The sequence below is a fragment of the Candidatus Gromoviella agglomerans genome (assembly GCF_021065005.1).
Lineage (GTDB): Bacteria > Pseudomonadota > Alphaproteobacteria > CAJXXZ01.
The window spans coordinates 211,241-229,207 of sequence record NZ_CP069247.1 but is presented as its reverse complement, the minus strand read 5'-3'; the positions used below and the strand labels follow the sequence as shown (position 1 = coordinate 229,207).

Below are 17,967 nucleotides of genomic sequence, written 5' to 3'. Positions count from 1 at the left end.
TCTGATGATGTAAATTTACTATGATTCATAATCTTGCTATATTGTTGTACTGTTTGTGATGAACATTATGAATTTGTGCCCTTTTCATAAATTTAATGTTTTTGAGTTGGAGAAATGTCTTAAGAATCTAAACGCTAATTTTAATTCTTTGCAGCTTGAGAGCATCAGTCTTTACTATGCAATGCATCTCATAAGAAAATTTGAAGAAAAATGTGGCGCGGTGTATGGTAAAAGAGAGATTGGCGGATTTTGTCATTTATACATTGGCCAAGAAGCAGTGGCTACTTCAGTTCAGTCTGTTTTATTGCCACAAGATAGTGTAATCACAGCTTATAGGTGTCATGGTCATATGTTGTTAAGTGGAGCATCCCCATTCTCTATATTTAGTGAACTTATGGGTAAAGTTACTGGCTCTGCTAAAGGAAAAGGTGGATCAATGCACTTGTTTAACACAAAAGAAGGATTTTGGGGAGGACATGGAATAGTTGGAGCGCAAGTCCCTATTGGGACAGGTCTTGCTTTTGCTCACAAATATAAGGAAGATGGTGGAATAACTGTGACTTTTATGGGAGATGGGGCTAGTAATCAGGGGCAGGTGTATGAGGCATTCAACATGGCTGCTTTGTGGAAATTACCTGTGCTTTATATAATAGAAAATAATGGATATGGAATGGGAACTAGCTGCGAGCGTGCTTGTGCGGGAGATTTGTTTAAAAGAGGTGAGCCTTACGGAATAAAAGGTACTTTAATTGAAAGAATGGATGTAAAAACTGCCAGAAATTCCTTAATGAATATTATAGAAAATGTACGTAAAACTCAAACTCCACAGCTTGTTGAGATGAAAACTTATAGGTATAAAGGACATTCAATGTCAGATCCTGCTTTATATAGAACAAAGGATGAGGTCAATGAGATGAAAGGTATAGACCCACTTATGCGCTTAGAAGATGAGTTATCACACGATTGTGGGGCAGAAGTTGTTGATTTTGTGAAAGAGCACATTCGAGTAATAATATCAAGCGCTTACGATGATGCGAGAAACGCTATGGATGCAACAATTGATGGCATTTTTGATGGTGTTTATTCTGCTTAGTTTTGTTCATATTTATAAACGCTATGGATGCAACAATTGATGGCATTTTTGATGGTGTTTATTCTGCTTAGTTTTGTTCATATTTATAAACGCTATGGATGCAACAATTGATGGCATTTTTGATGGTGTTTATTCTGCTTAGTTTTGTTCATATTTATAAACCTTATTTATTTTCGAAGATGTAATTTCAAATTCAATTATCTTATTCACAATATGATTTTTAATATATACCTGCACTATTGATAATTGGAAAATATTTTTATTAATCCACCAAATGGCTCACTTATCTTTCAGATATTACATGATGGACAAATAATTATGATTTATGAACAAGTAAAATGTACAGAATTGATCTTGATGCAAAATAATTGTGGAGATAGTCGGACTCGAACCGACCACCCTATGCTTGCAAAGCATATGCTCTACCAGATGAGCTATATCCCCAATAGGTTCAATTGTACTATAATATTGTATTTTTTCAATCTATATTTTAAATTTTCGATAAACTATTTCTACAGTAATTCATGCATCTAGAGTCAAATGCTCGTTGAGTGGTTTTCTGCACATAATTATTGTTTGGAATTAGTGAACATTTTTTTACTCTTACTTGTGTTTTGATTGTTGATCAAATAATTAGGCAATGATTTTACTAACTGATATTGTAGTCTTGTATTGCTTCAAATATATCTTTGTTTCTGTTTGAATGAGTGTGTGGAATTTTTAAAATGTCTTTTCTAAATTCTATAAAGACGCTACTATTGTTGACTAAAACATCGTAAATTCTAAACTTCTCTTTGTTATTAGGAAGAAAGATAACGACCCATGTTATATAAATTCCTCCTGGAGCGCTAGTTTCTACGTGTATTAGGTTTTTATCAACATGTTTTGCATTTAAGAATTTTATGTTCTCACATATGTCTTTTATGTTCATAAAGAATATTTTTGCTAAAAATATAGTAAATATTTTTTTTTCTTCATTAGTGATTTTTTTGATTTTTGTTGCTAAGTAAAGTATGTGTTCTATATGAAATATTTCGTCTATTACAGATTCAGCTGTTTCCATATTGAAACATGAAAGTATTTTTTTATTAGCATTTTTGAGCCAATCTTTACTTTGCTTGATAGTACTTTCTGTTATTTTATTGATTTCTCCGCCTTCTTTTTTATTTGCTTCTTGTTTTGCAAGAGTATCTGAGCACAATAAAGCAAGTGCTACAATCATAAGTACGTTTATTTGCATGATTTTAAATATTTCGATTTTCAATGGTAACATAGAAGATTGTTAGTGATGATATTTTTTTATAAATTTTTCAGTTTATATGTACTTATATTGTTGTTATTATGAATTATTACGCCTGCTTTGTAGATGTGAAATACATTCCTAATATATTAACTGGAAGTCGTATTGCTGCTGTCCCATTTATTACTTGGATGCTTTGTTTGTCAACTCAGAAGTTTGATTGCTTTGCATTTTTTTTGTTTTTGTTTGCGACTATTACTGATTATTTTGATGGATATCTTGCTAGATTGCTTACATCTGTTTCCAAAATTGGTGCATTTATGGATCCTATAGCAGATAAATTGCTGATTACAAATGTTCTCTTGCTTTTATCTTATAGAGGAGTGTTTGATGAAGTAGGTATTGCTTGCGCTTCTGTTATAGTTTTTAGAGAAATTTTTGTCTCAGAGTTAAGGAAATTTATGACCTTTCCAGTGAGTTTAAGTGCAAAATTTAAGACTTTACTGCAAATGGTAAGTTTGGGCTGTATTTTATTTTGTTTGTCGTTTAAATTAATTTTAAGTAATGAAGTTTTAATTTTTATTGATCATGTTGGATATTATCTGTTGGTATTATCTGCGATTAATTCTTTTATAAGTTGTGTTCAATATGTAATATATTGCTTTAATTGTAATGAAACTTAGTTTATAATGGAGCAAAATTTGAGCTATATTTATTGTTTATGAACAAAATTCGTGTTTTTTATTACATTTGCGCTGTTGGGCTTTTATCAGGTTGTTCTAATCAGAAGGATAAGGAGATTTCTTATAGAAAGCAAAATGTAGAGGTATCTAGAGTTTATTCTGATAAGGTTGTTGAGTCTTATAGAACTTCTGCATCTGTTAATGCTGTTCGTACATTTGAGGTCCATTGTGATATCAAAGGGTATATAAAGAAAATACATTTTACTCCAAATTCATATGTAAAAGAGGGGCAATTATTGTATGAGATAGATTCTCAGGATATTGAGGCTAAGTATGAGTCTGCTTTGGCTACTTTAAAGAAGTCTCAAGCGACATATCAGAGGGCTTCCAATTTATATAATACTGATTCTATATCTATTAATGATCTTGAAAGCGCAAAAGAAAAGTTTGAGGTTGCTGCTGCAAACTTAAAGGAAGCGGAGGCTCTGAAGAAGAGATCAAATATTGTTTCTCCTATATCTGGAAAGATTGGTGTGTCTTATAAGCTAGTAGGTGCGACTACTGGTTATGATGATATGAGGACAAGTGCGACTACTAAATTAGCAGTTGTGGTTGATGATTCTAGTTTTTATATTGAATTTCATGTTCCACAAAGAATTGTTGAATATATTGAAAATGGTAATATTCAAGTTTTGCTCGATAATAGTGGATCTTCCTTTGTAAATGCTTCTTTTGTTGGAAGAGATGTTGTTGCTGATAATAGTAAAATGTTCTTGGTTCGTGCAAAAATTGATAATTTGGCCAAGAATTATGGTTTATTGCCTGGAAAATCTGTGACTGTTGTTGTTGATATTCAAAAGGCTTCTAGTGGTTTATTTGTGCCGAAAATTTCTATAAAGAATGAAGAAGGTAAATCGTATGTATTTTGTGTAAAGAGTGGATTTGTGCAGAAAATTGAAGTTATTGCTGGTGTTGAGAAAAAAGATAGCAATGATGTTCATGTAAGTCCTGTTGAAGATGGCTCTTTGGTAAATGGTGATGAAGTTGTTATATCTGGTGTGCATAGTATTTATGATAATATGCCTGTTGATGTAGTATCTAATAGCTAAAGGAGAGATTGATATGAATTTAAATTTCTTTATATACAGGCCAGTTTTGGCTTGGGTTATGAGTATAATGATTACTGTCGCTGGTATTGTCTGTTATTTTCAAATTGGAGTGAGGGAATATCCGAAGATATCTTATCCAGTTATTACGGTTGAGGTTAGATGTCCTGGGTTTAGCTCTGATGTTATGGAGATGCAAGTGACTAAGGTTTTGGAGGATCGGTTTGCTAGTATCGAGTCGTTAAAAAGTATCGATTCTAGAAGTGAAAATGATAGGACGCTTGTTAAGTTAAAGTTTAGAGAAGATGCTAACATTAATACAGCGTACGTTGATGTTTTATCTTCTATGCAACAGTTAAATGAAGTTTTGCCGAAAAATTTTGTTCAGAAAGTTACAAAAGCTGATGTAGACTCTTCTCCTGTTATGTATTTGGTATTGTATGGAGATGCATTTGATCGTTCATCTTTGTACGATTATTCTGTGAGAAATTTGGAGAGTTTATTAGCATCTTTGCCAGGTGTTGCAAGTGCGATAACATATGGTGGATCTCAGCCAGAGATGAGAATTTTGCTTAATTCTATAAAACTCAATCATTATGGAATATCATCTAATGATGTGGTTAAGGCTGTTTATGATATTAATATAAATCGCCTCAACATCGGTCGTTTCGAGAACAAAGATTCTGAGATGAGTGTTGTTCTAGTAAATGATTTGAAGACGGAAGAAGAATACGGTGATATTCCAATCATGACTAATGATGGGTCGATCATAAAATTTCGTGATGTTGGAAAGGTGAGTTTGTCTGCTGAGAAGGAGAAAAGTCGTGCATATTTTAATGGCAATCGTGCTATTTTTATTCATATTATTTCTCATACAAATCCTGTTGATGTTTCCAAAGAAGTGATGAAGATTTTGCCTTCACTTCGAGACAGATTGCCAGGTGGAATGAAATTGGATGTAGCTTATGATGCTTCTGATTCTGTTAAGGATTCTATATTTGAGGTTTACAAAAGTATAATAGAGGCGGTGATTTTGGTTGTTATTACGATATTGCTTTTCTTGCGTTCTTTTAGAGGTTCCATCGTTCCTGTTATTACTATTCCGATATGTTTAATTTCTACTTTCATGATCATTAAATTTTTCGGTTTTAGTATAAACGTTATTACATTGTTGGCATTAGTTTTATCCGTTGGTCTGTTAGTTGATGATGCAATTTTGGTTTTGGAGAATATATATCGCTATGTAGAGCAAGGTTACGCTCCATTTGAGGCTGCTAAGAAAGGGTTTGGCGAGATAAGCTCTGCTGTTATTGCGATGACTTTTACTTTGAGTGCAGTTTATTTGCCCATTTTGCTTTACGGTGGTACGACAGCGAAGTTTTTTAGAGAATTTGCTGTTACTCTTGCTGGTTGTGTTTTGATTTCTGGTTTTGTTGCTATTACTTTATCTCCTATGATGTGTGCAAGATTATTGTCTTCATCTAGTTCTAGTAGAGTTTTGGAAGGGTGTTTTGGTTGGTTTAGTAGTTTTGATGAAAGATTGCGTAGATTATATGAAAATTATCTGAATTTTGTGATGAATTTTAAGCATTATGTCCTTATAGGACTTGTGTTTTTATCTGTTTTTGCTACTATTTCGTTTGTATCTTTGCCTTCAGAATTTTCAAAACCTGATGATATAGGGCAGATTTATATTAGTGGGCTTACGCATTTTGGTACTCCATTAGATAAATCTGAGCCATATGTTCGAAATGTTGAGAAGTTAGCAAGAAGTTTTCCAGAGGTAAAGGATATAATATCAGCTGTTCAGTTGAGTGATGAAAATTATTTAGTTTTGACCCTAAAAAAGGGAAGAAAGCGTTCTTCATTTGAGTTAGCGAAGATTATGAATGAGGAATTTAAGAAAATGTCGAATGTTGTACAGTTTTATGCTTATGCTCCTTCTAGTTTGTTATCTTCATCTAGTAGTAAGCAGTACGATTTTACATTTTTGTTGCAAAGTAATGGAAACTATGATGATTTGATTTCAAATGCTGGTGTTGTTTTATCGCAATTAAGAATGAATCCTAATGTGCATTATGCTCAATGGGATTTATCTGAGCGAATTTCTGAGATTGAGTTAACTATAGATCTGGATATGTTAACTTCTCTTGGTGTTACTAATTTAAGAGATGTTGCAGATCAGATGTCTGCGATATGGCACGGAAAGCATGTTACTACTTTCTCTACTGATGGTTATGCTCGTTATCGGGTGTTAATTGTGGCTGATAAGGAATTTAGAGAAACTGAAAAGGATATATTTACTTTTATGTATCCTGTTAAAAAAGGATCTGTTTCATTAAATGATGTTTTCAAAATGCGACAGGTTTCGAAATTTCCAGAAGTTAAGCATTCTGGTGCGTTGCGTACGATTGGATTTGGAGTGAAAGTTCGAGAGGGATGTTCTAATCTTGATGTGTATAAATCTATAAAGAATGATGTATCTGCTTTTTTGCCTGATGGAGTATTTTTATCTCCAGGACAAGATTTAGTGCGAGTGATAGAAGAGTCAAATACTACATTGATTATGTTCTTGCTCGCTATTGTATTTGTTTTTCTTATTATGGCTGCTCAATTTGAGAGTTTTGTGTCTCCTTTGATAGTTATGTTCACTGTGCCTTTGGCTCTTAGTGGTGCGCTTTTCACATTGAGATTGATTCCTGATGGTAGCTTGAATATATTTAGTAATATTGGATTTATTACTTTAGTTGGTCTTATCACGAAGCATGGAATATTGATAGTTGATTTTGCGGATAAAATGGTCAGAGATGGATACAGTATTCAATCTGCTATTATAAATGCTTGTTTATTGAGATGGCGTGCGATATTAATGACTACATTTGCTATGGTGCTTGGATCTTTGCCTTTAGCTCTTGCTACTGGTACTGGTTCTGCTGTGAGGAGACAGCTTGGTTGGGTTATTGTTGGAGGTATGTCTACAGGAACTTTATTTATATTGTTAGTTTTTCCAGTTGTTTATTCTTATATTAAGCCTTTTGCGAAAAAGAAGGTGATTTTGGAGTAATTTTTTTATTATACATGTAAGTGTTATTGATAAAATTTATGTGTTTTTCACTTTATGGTTGTTATGCGTTGTTAGCTATGTGTTTTTCATTTGATGGTTGAGTATTTTAATATTTTTGGAGTAATTTTTTATAAACCTTTTTATTGTTAAGATTTTTCTTCATTATATACTTGCGAAATCAATCGAGAGTAAATTTTTTTTTGCAGCATGTTATGCAAAAATTATATTTGTTGAATATAAATAGGGTTGAATTTTATTATAAAAAATTTCAAAATGAGTGAGCGCTGTTTATTTTTATATGAAAGAAGTATTTATCGATGAGATTATAAAAATCTTACCTCACTCTTATCCGATGTTGCTTCTTGATAGAGTTATTGATGTTTGTGAAGATTATAGTGCTACTGGCATTAAATGTGTTTCGTTTAATGAATGGTTTTTTCAAGGGCATTTTAAGCAAGAGCCTGTGATGCCTGGAGTGCTGATTTTAGAAGCAATGGCTCAAACTTGTATAGTTACATTCAATTGTCTTACCAAGAAAGATAGCAAAATTGCATATTTATCTAGTATAACTGATGCTAAGTTTAAGAAAAAGGTTGTGCCTGGAGATTTATTGCAATTGTATGTTAAGAAGATTAAGGAATTGGGTGATTATTTTCTTTTCTCTTGTGAAGCAAAGGTCGAAGGTGATGTAGTTGCCATTGCAAAAGTTGGTGCTTTTATCAGTTGATGGTGCGAGTTGTGAGTTATGTGTGGGTGATGCCATTGCAAAAGTTGGTGCTTTTATCAGTTGATGGTGCGAGTTGTGAGTTATGTGTGGGTGATGCGATTGCAAAAGTTGGTGCTTTATATAAATGCTAATGTTTTTTTATTAACTCCTGAATTATCATTATAATACTTGTATTCATCATGATATTGATATTTCTTGTATTCATCATGATATTGATATTTGGAATAGGAATTTCCTGTTATGTGATCTTTTAAGATTTAGTGTAATTATTATATTTTTGCACTACTCAATTCAACTATTTACTACAAGATTAATTTTATCTGTATGATTGTTTGCAGTAATTTCGAAATGAGAATATTTCATATCTATTTTTTTATCTTTTATATAATTTGGTTAAGCCATATATTGCATTGTTGAAGTATTTTGAAAATCGTTAGTAATTCTGTAGTTTATTGATATTCTGAATAATTTCAAAACTTTTTTTCAAAATTTTCTATTTTGAGTAAATTCACCATTCTATTTCTTTTTGAGGATCAATAGATCTGTACAAATCATTTATAATTTTGTTTGTATTATATGTTTTGCATAAAGTGATACTAAATACATACTTTGCTCCATTATCTTTCAGCAATTTTGCTGCTTCGTTTAGTGTTGTGCCAGTAGTTATAACATCATCGACAAGTAATATTGTTTTGCCTTTAATTTGTGAGATAAATTTTTCTTTCATTTTGAATGCTTGATTTATGATTTTTTTTCTTTCTCCGATTTTCATTTTACCCAATGATTCTGTTTTTTTGCACCTGAATATACATTGAATTACTTTGATATTAATACATTTAGATAATATGATTGATAGAAATTTTGCTTGATTATATCCTCTACAAATCAATCGTGTCCAGTGTAGAGGTATTGGCACGATATAATCAATTGATTTTATAGATGGATTGCGTTGACTTAAGAAGTTGAACATATTTTTCACTATATGTAAGTGATCATAAAACTGACGATTTTTGATTTGAAGTGTGATCTTTTTACCAGATTTATTATACATAAAGATGGAGAAATTTCGATCTATATAAGATTTCTTTTGTATATTACAGTATTCGCAGATTTGTTGAAATTCAATATTAGAAGCGCTTGAAATAAATGGAGATTGAGTTATAACTGTTCCGCATAGGTTACATGAATTATATGAGACTATATCGGCATTTTTCCAACAGGTTGCGCATAGGCCTCTTGTATGGCAAGTATATTTGCATATAGGACAAGGAATTGGCCATATCCAATCTATTATGCAATTTAGTGCAATATTCAATTTGCTCAGCATATTTAATATGCAGGTGATTTGTCAATATTACATGTTTTATGTGAATAAAACAGTCTTTGACTAAGATCGAGTATTTCTTTTGATTTATAAACCATTATGCATAAGATTATTTTCTGATCGATAAGTATTTTGTATCAATGTCTATTTGAATTTTGAGTCCACATCATTTCAATAGCAAATTATATTTCAAAAAGGTTGTCCATTTGTTTTTATATCTATCACTATTTTGCGATGATATTTTTTGACCTTATTTCAATTCAGCAATAATTATCTCAAGTGAATGATTATGTTCATATTTGTTTGTTACAACCTATATTGCTCCAATTTTTTTAGTTATTTTTCATATTTTTATGAATTTATATAAATACATTAGTAGAAAAGTACGGCTGAGAAGACTCGAACTTCCACGAATCGCTTCACAGCGACCTCAACGCTGCGTGTCTACCTATTCCACCACAGCCGCATGAATGAATGGTAATCTTTTTAGATCGAAAACACAATTCAGAACTTTATAATTTTCATTTTTCATGATTAAAATTTTCCTTTCATGTATTAGAGTATATTATTAGAATTTAATGTTACTTATGAATACTTATGTGAGATACAAAATCACGATTGAGTACGATGGCAGATTTTTCTTTGGTTGGCAATTTCAAAAAGGTCTGGACTCTGTTCAAGGTATTTTGGAGTCCGCTTGCAGTAGATTTTGTGGTTTAAATGTGAGGTTTAATGGTTCTAGTCGTACAGATGCTGGAGTCCATGCTCTAAATCAAGTTGCTCACGTTGATCTGCCTATGATGGAAGAGTATTCGATAATGTGTGGAATTAATTTCCATTTGCGAGAAATATTTAAAGAAAAAGTAAAATATATGAATCGTGCGTTTTTTGAATCATCATCTCAATGTGTGATTAATGTAAATCAGTCTGAGGTTTTTAGCTCTAGATCATCTATGCATTACTTTCTTCATGTTTTAAGTGATGATTTATGTCCAGTATCTATCATAAATGTTGAAAAAGTTGCTGATGATTTTCATGCTCGTTTTGATGCTATACGGAGAGAATATTTGTACAAAATACTTAACAGATCTGCGATGTCATCATTTTGTAGAGGTAGAGAATGGCATGTTAATCAAAGTCTTAATATTGATCTCATGCAACAAGCTGCTGATATTTTTGTTGGTACTCATGATTTTGCAAATTTTCGAAGTGCACAATGTCAGAGCAAATCAACCATTAAGATGGTTGAGTCATGTTTTGTTACCAAAGAATCGCTAGATATGATTTATGTTCATATTGCATCAAAGTCATTTTTGCATAATCAAGTGAGAATCATGACTTGGTTTATAAAAGAAGTTGGGCTAAAAAAAATTAATATTTCTGATATAAAAGATATACTACATGGTAGAAAAATGAAGAGGAATATTGCACCTGCGTTTGGATTATATTTAACAAATGTTGTATATTGAAGATTTTTGATTGATTTTGATTGCGATCAACTAATGTTGATATTATGATTTAGCATTGAATTTACTATTGAATTATCTTGCAAGTCGATAAAGTTTTGATGATTTTGCATAACGCGACTCCTATTGTTGAGACTGAATTAGTCTATAAATCTCCTTATACACTTCTCATTGCTGTTATTTTGTCTGCCAGATGTAAAGACGTTGTGGTAAATAAAGTTACTCCTGTGTTGTTTAAAGATGGCGATACTCCTGAACATATTTATAGTCTTGGAATAATCGAGATAGAAAAACGTATAAATAAAATTGGCTTGTATAGATCGAAAGCTAGGTATATTAATGAATTAAGTAAGATTTTGATAGAAAAATTTAATTCAAATGTTCCAAATAATAGAAAAGATTTGGAAAGTTTACCTGGAGTGGGAAGAAAATCTGCGAATGTTATACTAAATATACTTTATGGAGAGCCAACAATTGCTGTTGATACTCATGTTTTTAGAGTTTCAAATAGGTTGGGAATTTCTCATGCAAAGACTCCGCGTGAAGTTGAAATTGTATTAAATGAGATTACTCCGAATGAAATAAAAAAAACAATTCATTCAACTATGGTAATGCATGGGAGGTATATTTGTAGATCTCGTTTGCCTTTGTGTGATAAATGTCCTGTAAGTGAGTTTTGTGCTTACTTTAGTAATTTAACTGTGATATGAATATATTTTTTCTTGATTATGATATAAGAAAATGTGCGCAATATCATTGCGATAAGCATGTCATCAAGATGATACTGGAGTATGCTCAAATTCTCTGTACATCATTTAGATCAGTTATTTTATCTATTAGTTCCATGAAGATTTTTGAAGATATTGAAATTTACAGATCTACTCATATTAAGCATCCATGCGTTTTGTGGGCAATGTCTTCTTTTAAGCATTGGTTTTATTTGTGGAGTTTATGCGCTCTGCTAGATAGAGAGTACTTATATAGATATAAGAGCAATATTTCTTGTGCAGAATTTGATGATTTCGTTGATAATTGGGATTTTGATATAATTAATGGAAATTTTTTGTCAAATTTGAATGATTTTGATGTGCAGCGTAATTTAATTGCTAATTTGTCATTGAATTATAATGATAGTCACAAATCTTTTTGTGTAGTAGCTCGATTGGCTAATAAGATAGTATCTTCTGAAGATATATTTATGTTGTTCATTTCATCTTTTCAAAATGTGGAATTTGTACATCCACCTCAGGCTATGCCAGATATTTACAGAAGTGATGACTGTGTTGAGTCTTATAGGTTGTACTACAAAATGGATAAAGTTTCATTTGCAAAATGGATTAATAGAGATATTCCGAAATGGATGGATTAAGTGAATAACAATATATGCTTGAATGTGAGTATAGCCATTTTTTTATATCAAATTTAATTTTTTGATGTATAATTAAAAACTGTGTTTTAAAGTTCATGATGAAAGTTTTATTTTTACTTGCATTTGTTGTATCTATACTTTTACATAATGATCATACTCTATCTAAAAAAGGGATGATTAGAGATAAATACAATGTACAGGAAAATGTTGCAGAAATTATCTTGAAAGCTAAGTATTTTATTTCTGTTAAGAAATATCGTGCTGCTATTAAGATCTTGAACAAAGCGAAGGATTTGGTGTCTATTGGCTCAGAAATGAGTATTCCTGTTATGCAAATGCTTATTATTGCAAATAGTTATCTTTTAAATGATCATTCTATATCTGTTGATTATGCAGAGAAATTGATTGATTCAGTGAATGAATATGTATATATGTTTCAGTTGAATGATAATGTTTCTATTGAAGATATGCAACAGATGGAAGATATAAAAAGAAGAGCGTGCAAGTTTATGTCTAATCATTATATATGTGTTGCTAATGAGTATATAAGAGAAGGAAATTACATTTCTGCTATAAAGAATGCTCAACAAGCGATATCTGTTAGTGATGATGCGAATTGTCGTCGACAATCGATCTCTATCATAAGTTATTGCATGAAGAAGCTTAAACTCAACTCAGATGTTGGTGTATTGCTAAAAGAAAAATTGAACTGATTGTGTTTATTTGATAATATTTTACTAGCTTTTTTCTGGTGCTTTTGTGAATGAAGAAGAAATTGATCAGAATCCATGAAAAGCATGTTGATTGCAGAATGCGAGATGAACAGCATCTTTTACATCAAAATAAATCCATCAGTGCCAATATAAATGATATTATAACGTCTTCAAATGATATTGATTGTGATTCTGGCTCTTTAAATTCTTTTGGAGTGCCGCATACATTACTTCTAGATGAAGTTGGTTTAAGTTTACAAGATTTTGATGATAAAGTAGAAAATTCTTGTGAGAATGTTAAAACCTTTGCTCAGTTAGTTGCGAATTCAGATGATTCTTCATTTGAAGGTGATATTAATAAGAAATTTGACTCATCTGATAATAATCATAAAGATGTTGTTTTTAGACAACGAGTTACATCCAAAAATCGTTTTAGAAGAAAACACACTTCCTTCCTTGAAGAATCTAATTTATGCCTAGATGATGTATTTGTCGATAAATTTTGTAAAATTGATGAAGATTTAAATAAAAAATATAATAACCAAGACAGAAAATGCAGTGTAACTAAGGTTCTTTTTGATAGAGATGTTTTGAGTGAAAAGATATCATTATTTAAGAGGAGAACTAATTTGAATCGTAAAGGTTCTGATGATGGAATAGAAAAAACACATCAAATAATCCGTATTATTCAACCTGATATCGATCCAAATTCTGCAGTTTTTAACAATTCTGATTGTAGAGATTTTTTTGGTACCATCGATAATAATCAGCAAAAGTATAAAGAGAATTTATCAAGTGAAAATGATGCTGCTAGCAAAGATTTGCTGAAAATAGTTCATAAAACAGAAGTATATTCATCGAGGGTTGATGAGAATAAAGATTCATTTGAATGTTCACATGAGGAGTTGAAAAAAATTCCACTGAGTGCAAAAAGTACAATGCAAGATGTAGTAATTGATCATAAAGATGAATCTGATACAGATTATTATAAAGATGGTCATAGAAGCAGAATGCGTAAGAAGATATTAAATGGAAATATAAGTTCAATGCATAATTATGAGCTCGTAGAGGTGATGATGTTTCTTGCTCAGCCCAGAAGAGATCAGAAAAAGATTGCAAAGGATATGATTAGTACATTTAAGTCTATAAATGGAATTTTAAGTGCAGATGTGAGTCAGCTAAAAAGAATAAAAAATGTAGGCGATACAACGATTTCTGTTATAAAGCTCGTTCATGAGATTTTTTGTAGAGTGTTAAAAGAAGAAGTTGCGAAAACTCCAATCCTCAGCAATAACGAGAAAGTTATAAATTACTGCAAGATATCTATGGCATGTTTACCTCGAGAAGAATTTCGAATACTGTTTCTCAACAAAAAGAATTTTTTGATCGCGGATGAAGTACAAAATAGTGGAACTATAGATCAGATGCCTATATACCCAAGAGAGGTAGTTAGAAGAGCAATTGAGATAAATGCTGGTGCTGTGATTATGGTGCATAATCACCCAACAGGAGATCCAACTCCTTCTATGTCAGATGTGCAAATAACAAAACAAGTGAAGATTGCTCTTGAATCTGTTGATATAAAATTGCATGATCACATAATTATAGGAAAATTTGGCCATTCATCGATGAAGTCGTTGGGTTTGCTATGAGATCGTTCTGTTATTTATTTGATCTTACATTTACGAATGAGTGAGTGTCGCGCAGGTGATTCTGCTCAATAATGAGTGAGTGTCGCGCAGGTGATTCTGCTCAATAATGAGTGAATGTCGCGCAGATGATTCTGCTCAATAATGAGTGAATGTCGCGCAGGTGATTCTGCATAATAATGAGTGAATGTCGCGCAGATGATTCTGCTCAATAATGAGTGAATGTCGCGCAGATGATTCTGCTCAATAATGAGTGAATGTCGCGCAGATGATTCTGCTCAATAATGAGTGAGTGTCGCGCAGGTGATTCTGCTCAATAATGAGTGAGTGTCGCGCAGGTGATTCTGCATAATAATGAGTGAATGTCGCGCAGATGATTCTGCATAATAATGAGTGAATGTCGCGCAGGTGATTCTGCATAATAATGAGTGAGTGTCGCGCAGGTGATTCTGCTCAATAATGACTTTCTGTGATGTATTGTAATTTGCTAGATATATATGAGAGTAGTTCGAATCTGTGTTAATAACTCTATTCTTTGAGTTAGAATTTGGCAATGTCTGTTATGTCCAAAGCTTTGAATATTTTTTTTAATTGATACCATTTATATGCTTTATCATATCTGTATTTTTGATTGTTAACCTTTTTTATAGATGGAATATTCTATTTGTGATCTACTTTTCTTATTCAATTTTTACACTGAACTTTCCATCGTTTTGTATATGATTATATTCTTATATTGAATGAGTATTTATAAATATTCATATCATATCATATCATTATGATAGCAGTAAATTGCGATTACGAGACCTTGTATGTCACCATTGAATGGTATACATTACACATAGGGATTTTATGATATTTGCGTGGAAATCAAAAACTGACTTTACTTCTTCTTTTAAGAAGACTAGGGGGCGACCAAGGATTCGTCAAAAATTGAATCACAACAAAGGAGATTTTCTTCGACATTCTAAATGTGGCTTATGCCCACATATATACGATTTATTTCTTCTGAAATACATAAATCAAGAGCAATTAGAAGCTGCTCGTGCATATTTTAAGATTTCTCATCAAGCTATTACATGTCTTACTCCAATTAGTTCTTGTATATTGGGTCGTATTTCAAATTCTAGAGGATATAGAGTCAAAGATATACCAATAAAACATGATAGAATTATAAAGAAATATTACAGAATTAGAGCGATTTTTGGAATGATTGATAGAAATATAGATACTATAATAGAAAAATCAGTTGTCAAAAATCAGCCAATAAATATTGATGTTAGATTTGATGTTATGAGGAGAGAGCTGTATTATTTGAAGAAAGGACTTGATATAATTCATAATTACCTTGCAAAAGATTTTCATGATAGAAATACTCTACAATAATTGCTGCTGAATGGAATTGAACCAGCGACCTCACCCTTACCAAGGGTGTGCTCTACCACTGAGCTACAGCAGCGCTTTTTATGAGTACAATATAAAACTCATTGCGTCAAGTGTATAAAAAACAAATTTACATTATTTTGTAATGAGTGTTTGTGATTCATTATATTTTCTAATATTCTTGAAAAAATTTTGAATCATTTCAGAGCAATCTTCTTCGCAGATGCCTCCAATAAACTCAGAATGATTATTGACAGTAAAATCTCTATAAGCACCGAAAAATACATTTTTGAGTCTTTTTAATTCTATTGCATGCTGACACATTGGACATGGCTCTAAAGTTACAAATAAGTAATAATTATGCAGATATTTCTGATGAACACACTTCATGGCAATGATTTCTGCATGGTCAATTGGTTCAATAAAGCTATTTCTTGCTATTGAAATGACCTGTCCATTTAGGTCAGTAATCATTGCAAATACTGGTACAGAAGATGAATAAATATCTTCATCCTTAACCAAACTATTCTTTGCAAATTCAAGTAATTTCTTCATATTTGATAATACCTTTTTATATTCCACTCTTGCTTTAAAACGAAATTTGTTATACACATTCTATTATATATTTTTATTACTAATATGGCAGTTCCAAAGAAAAAGACTTCATTACATAAAAGAAAGTTACGTAGAGGACAAAGAACGGTTCAGCTTAGGGCACATTCTGTTTGTACGAATTGTAATAGCGATAAATATCCTCATCACGTCTGCATGTCGTGTGGATTTTATAATGGCAAACCTTTTTTGGATATAAAGAAAGATAATTAGTTGTATGAATGGGAGTTGTATACTTTCTGTAGATTGTATGGGAAGTGATCGTGGATTGGATGTATTGATAGATGGCGTTGCTATGGCTGCTAATGCTATGCCTGGTGTGTATTTTTTGTTGTTTGGAGATAGTGTTGCAATACAGAAATCTGCGTCAAAACACTCTTCATTATTGAATAGATTTCGCTCCGTTGATTCGTCTTCCGTTATCACTAATGATACTTCTATATCGAGAGCAATTAGTGAAAGGATGAAAGACTCAAGTATGCGTTTGTGCTTGGAATCTGTTGCAAGTGGAGAGTCTCATGGAGCTTTATCATCTGGTAATACTGGAGCATATCTTGCTCTTGCGAAATCCATTTTAGGATCAATAGATGGTATTCGAAGGCCTGCGATTATAAGCAAAATTCCAACTCAGGTGGGAGAGAGTGTAATGCTTGACTTGGGAGCTAATTTATCCTGTTCTGCAGAGATTTTAGTACAATTTGCTATTATGGGGAGTCTGTATGCTCGTTATGTGACAAAAAAGCAGAATCCTTCGGTTGCGTTGCTAAATGTTGGAACTGAAAGTTACAAAGGAAGTGATACTCTCATTTCTGCTCGAAAGCTTATGGAGGCTGAGGATTTGAATTTTTTGGGTTTTCTTGAAGGTGATGATATATATTTTGGCAAAGCTGATGTATATGTGACTGATGGATTTACTGGGAATATTTCTCTAAAAACTGCCGAGGGAGTTATAAAAGTACTGATGGCTCAAATAAAGAGGGAGGTTAATCAATCAATTGTTGCAAAAGTTGGTGCATTTTTATTGAAGAAAGCTTTCAAGAATGTAAAAGATTTATTTGATCCTCGTCTGTATAATGGTGCGTTTTGGATAGGATTGAAGGGTGTTGCAGTGAAAAGTCATGGTTCAGCTGATGCTTTTGCATTTTATTGTGCTATAAAAACTGCCGTTGATATAATAGAGAGCAATCTGAATGAGCATATTGTACATGATATAGGAAATTGCTTGTAGTATTTTTATCTATATGTGATATTTCATTGCTGTGATATGATTTTTTGTCATTAATCTTATGATTAGGATTGTAATTTGTATAATTATTATGTATTTTGTTGCCCAACTTGGTATTTATTGTAATTTATCAGTTTATACTCTATTGAGTATGTTTTTTGTTATATGATCTTAACTTGAACCTTCGATTTTAGTTGGTTGGATTCATCTATAAAATTTGAGAATATTCTTAATTACTTGTTGATTTCAATAATATTTCTGATAATTTGAGTTATTTTCTTTCAATAATTGGGAAGTATGATTGCTATTCACT

The 17,967-nt window shown here is 31.8% G+C and carries 16 protein-coding genes, 3 tRNA genes and 1 pseudogene; 13 read left to right on the top strand and 7 right to left on the bottom strand.

From position 1 onward, the window contains the following. Positions 1–67: 67 nt before the first annotated feature. On the top strand, positions 68–1,093 hold the full coding sequence (gene pdhA / locus Gromo_RS00925; protein WP_231159121.1) for a pyruvate dehydrogenase (acetyl-transferring) E1 component subunit alpha: 1,026 nt from the start codon (positions 68–70) through the stop codon (positions 1,091–1,093). Between the two features lie 371 nt (positions 1,094–1,464). Here the strand turns inward: pdhA and Gromo_RS00920 are convergent. Then, positions 1,465–1,537, bottom strand: a tRNA-Ala gene (locus Gromo_RS00920). 205 nt (positions 1,538–1,742) lie between these two features. Further along, the gene (locus Gromo_RS00915; protein WP_231159119.1) at positions 1,743–2,333 is read right to left on the bottom strand and encodes a hypothetical protein; all 591 of its coding nucleotides are present in this window, start codon (positions 2,331–2,333) and stop codon (positions 1,743–1,745) included. A 101-nt stretch (positions 2,334–2,434) separates the two neighbouring features. Here Gromo_RS00915 and pgsA point away from each other — a divergent pair, with 101 nt between their 5' ends. The 4 genes from pgsA (at position 2,435) to fabZ (ending at position 7,913) form a co-directional block, all read left to right on the top strand. Beyond that, a complete protein-coding gene (gene pgsA / locus Gromo_RS00910) occupies positions 2,435–3,016 on the top strand; it encodes a CDP-diacylglycerol--glycerol-3-phosphate 3-phosphatidyltransferase (protein ID WP_231159118.1) in 582 nt (193 codons plus the stop codon). A 38-nt stretch (positions 3,017–3,054) separates the two neighbouring features. Next, on the top strand, positions 3,055–4,125 hold the full coding sequence (locus tag Gromo_RS00905) for an efflux RND transporter periplasmic adaptor subunit (protein WP_231159117.1): 1,071 nt from the start codon (positions 3,055–3,057) through the stop codon (positions 4,123–4,125). A 13-nt stretch (positions 4,126–4,138) separates the two neighbouring features. Then, positions 4,139–7,186: an efflux RND transporter permease subunit gene (locus Gromo_RS00900; protein WP_231159115.1), complete on the top strand. Its 3,048-nt coding sequence runs from the start codon at positions 4,139–4,141 to the stop codon at positions 7,184–7,186. A 298-nt stretch (positions 7,187–7,484) separates the two neighbouring features. After that, a complete protein-coding gene (gene fabZ / locus Gromo_RS00895; protein ID WP_231159113.1) occupies positions 7,485–7,913 on the top strand; it encodes a 3-hydroxyacyl-ACP dehydratase FabZ in 429 nt (142 codons plus the stop codon). Positions 7,914–8,421: 508 nt separating this feature from the next. Here fabZ and Gromo_RS00890 read toward each other — a convergent pair. From Gromo_RS00890 to Gromo_RS00885, 3 genes and pseudogenes are all read right to left on the bottom strand, one after another. Continuing rightward, a complete protein-coding gene (locus Gromo_RS00890; protein ID WP_231159112.1) occupies positions 8,422–8,883 on the bottom strand; it encodes a ComF family protein in 462 nt (153 codons plus the stop codon). A gap of 138 nt (positions 8,884–9,021) precedes the next feature. Further along, positions 9,022–9,240, bottom strand: a pseudogene (locus Gromo_RS02670) (double zinc ribbon domain-containing protein); the annotation flags it as partial. A gap of 381 nt (positions 9,241–9,621) precedes the next feature. Next, positions 9,622–9,703, bottom strand: a tRNA-Leu gene (locus Gromo_RS00885). A gap of 121 nt (positions 9,704–9,824) precedes the next feature. Here Gromo_RS00885 and Gromo_RS00880 point away from each other — a divergent pair. The 6 genes from Gromo_RS00880 (at position 9,825) to Gromo_RS00855 (ending at position 15,820) form a co-directional block, all read left to right on the top strand. Beyond that, positions 9,825–10,706, top strand: a complete 882-nt coding sequence (locus Gromo_RS00880; RefSeq protein WP_231159111.1) for a tRNA pseudouridine synthase A — start codon at positions 9,825–9,827, stop codon at positions 10,704–10,706. Positions 10,707–10,783: 77 nt separating this feature from the next. Continuing rightward, positions 10,784–11,413 carry an endonuclease III gene (gene nth, locus Gromo_RS00875; RefSeq protein ID WP_231159109.1) on the top strand — a complete coding sequence of 210 codons (630 nt, stop codon included), beginning with the start codon at positions 10,784–10,786 and terminating at the stop codon, positions 11,411–11,413. After that, the gene (locus Gromo_RS00870) at positions 11,410–12,072 is read left to right on the top strand and encodes a hypothetical protein (RefSeq protein WP_231159108.1); all 663 of its coding nucleotides are present in this window, start codon (positions 11,410–11,412) and stop codon (positions 12,070–12,072) included. The genes nth and Gromo_RS00870 overlap by 4 nt, the downstream gene beginning before the upstream one ends. A gap of 98 nt (positions 12,073–12,170) precedes the next feature. Next, a complete protein-coding gene (locus Gromo_RS00865) occupies positions 12,171–12,785 on the top strand; it encodes a hypothetical protein (RefSeq protein ID WP_231159107.1) in 615 nt (204 codons plus the stop codon). A gap of 50 nt (positions 12,786–12,835) precedes the next feature. Continuing rightward, the gene (gene radC / locus Gromo_RS00860) at positions 12,836–14,437 is read left to right on the top strand and encodes a RadC family protein (protein WP_231159106.1); all 1,602 of its coding nucleotides are present in this window, start codon (positions 12,836–12,838) and stop codon (positions 14,435–14,437) included. A gap of 849 nt (positions 14,438–15,286) precedes the next feature. Further along, on the top strand, positions 15,287–15,820 hold the full coding sequence (locus Gromo_RS00855) for a hypothetical protein (protein ID WP_231159105.1): 534 nt from the start codon (positions 15,287–15,289) through the stop codon (positions 15,818–15,820). Between the two features lies 1 nt (position 15,821). On the opposite strand, the gene Gromo_RS00850 is transcribed toward Gromo_RS00855, so the two are convergent. Both Gromo_RS00850 and Gromo_RS00845 read right to left on the bottom strand, forming a co-directional pair. After that, positions 15,822–15,893, bottom strand: a tRNA-Thr gene (locus Gromo_RS00850). Between the two features lie 59 nt (positions 15,894–15,952). Next, a complete protein-coding gene (locus tag Gromo_RS00845; RefSeq protein ID WP_231159104.1) occupies positions 15,953–16,429 on the bottom strand; it encodes a nucleoside deaminase in 477 nt (158 codons plus the stop codon). Positions 16,430–16,456: 27 nt separating this feature from the next. Here Gromo_RS00845 and rpmF point away from each other — a divergent pair, with 27 nt between their 5' ends. Further along, positions 16,457–16,642 (top strand): 50S ribosomal protein L32, encoded by a 186-nt coding sequence (rpmF, locus tag Gromo_RS00840; protein ID WP_231159102.1) that lies wholly within the window; start codon positions 16,457–16,459, stop codon positions 16,640–16,642. A gap of 4 nt (positions 16,643–16,646) precedes the next feature. Next, positions 16,647–17,657: a phosphate acyltransferase PlsX gene (plsX, locus tag Gromo_RS00835; RefSeq protein ID WP_231159096.1), complete on the top strand. Its 1,011-nt coding sequence runs from the start codon at positions 16,647–16,649 to the stop codon at positions 17,655–17,657. Positions 17,658–17,967 lie beyond the last annotated feature (310 nt).

Excerpts from the sequence above, each read along its gene's own strand:
- Gromo_RS00890 (WP_231159112.1), bottom strand. The coding sequence starts at position 8,883 with ATGTTCAACTTCTTAAGTCAACGCAATCCATCTATAAAATCAATTGAT.
- pdhA (WP_231159121.1), top strand. The coding sequence starts at position 68 with ATGAATTTGTGCCCTTTTCATAAATTTAATGTTTTTGAGTTGGAGAAA.
- Gromo_RS00870 (WP_231159108.1), top strand. The coding sequence starts at position 11,410 with ATGAATATATTTTTTCTTGATTATGATATAAGAAAATGTGCGCAATAT.
- Gromo_RS00900 (WP_231159115.1), top strand. The coding sequence starts at position 4,139 with ATGAATTTAAATTTCTTTATATACAGGCCAGTTTTGGCTTGGGTTATG.
- pgsA (WP_231159118.1), top strand. The coding sequence starts at position 2,435 with ATGAATTATTACGCCTGCTTTGTAGATGTGAAATACATTCCTAATATA.
- plsX (WP_231159096.1), top strand. The coding sequence starts at position 16,647 with ATGAATGGGAGTTGTATACTTTCTGTAGATTGTATGGGAAGTGATCGT.
- radC (WP_231159106.1), top strand. The coding sequence starts at position 12,836 with ATGAAGAAGAAATTGATCAGAATCCATGAAAAGCATGTTGATTGCAGA.
- rpmF (WP_231159102.1), top strand. The coding sequence starts at position 16,457 with ATGGCAGTTCCAAAGAAAAAGACTTCATTACATAAAAGAAAGTTACGT.
- Gromo_RS00905 (WP_231159117.1), top strand. The coding sequence starts at position 3,055 with ATGAACAAAATTCGTGTTTTTTATTACATTTGCGCTGTTGGGCTTTTA.
- Gromo_RS00915 (WP_231159119.1), bottom strand. The coding sequence starts at position 2,333 with ATGCAAATAAACGTACTTATGATTGTAGCACTTGCTTTATTGTGCTCA.
- Gromo_RS00880 (WP_231159111.1), top strand. The coding sequence starts at position 9,825 with ATGAATACTTATGTGAGATACAAAATCACGATTGAGTACGATGGCAGA.
- Gromo_RS00855 (WP_231159105.1), top strand. The coding sequence starts at position 15,287 with ATGATATTTGCGTGGAAATCAAAAACTGACTTTACTTCTTCTTTTAAG.
- Gromo_RS00865 (WP_231159107.1), top strand. The coding sequence starts at position 12,171 with ATGAAAGTTTTATTTTTACTTGCATTTGTTGTATCTATACTTTTACAT.
- fabZ (WP_231159113.1), top strand. The coding sequence starts at position 7,485 with ATGAAAGAAGTATTTATCGATGAGATTATAAAAATCTTACCTCACTCT.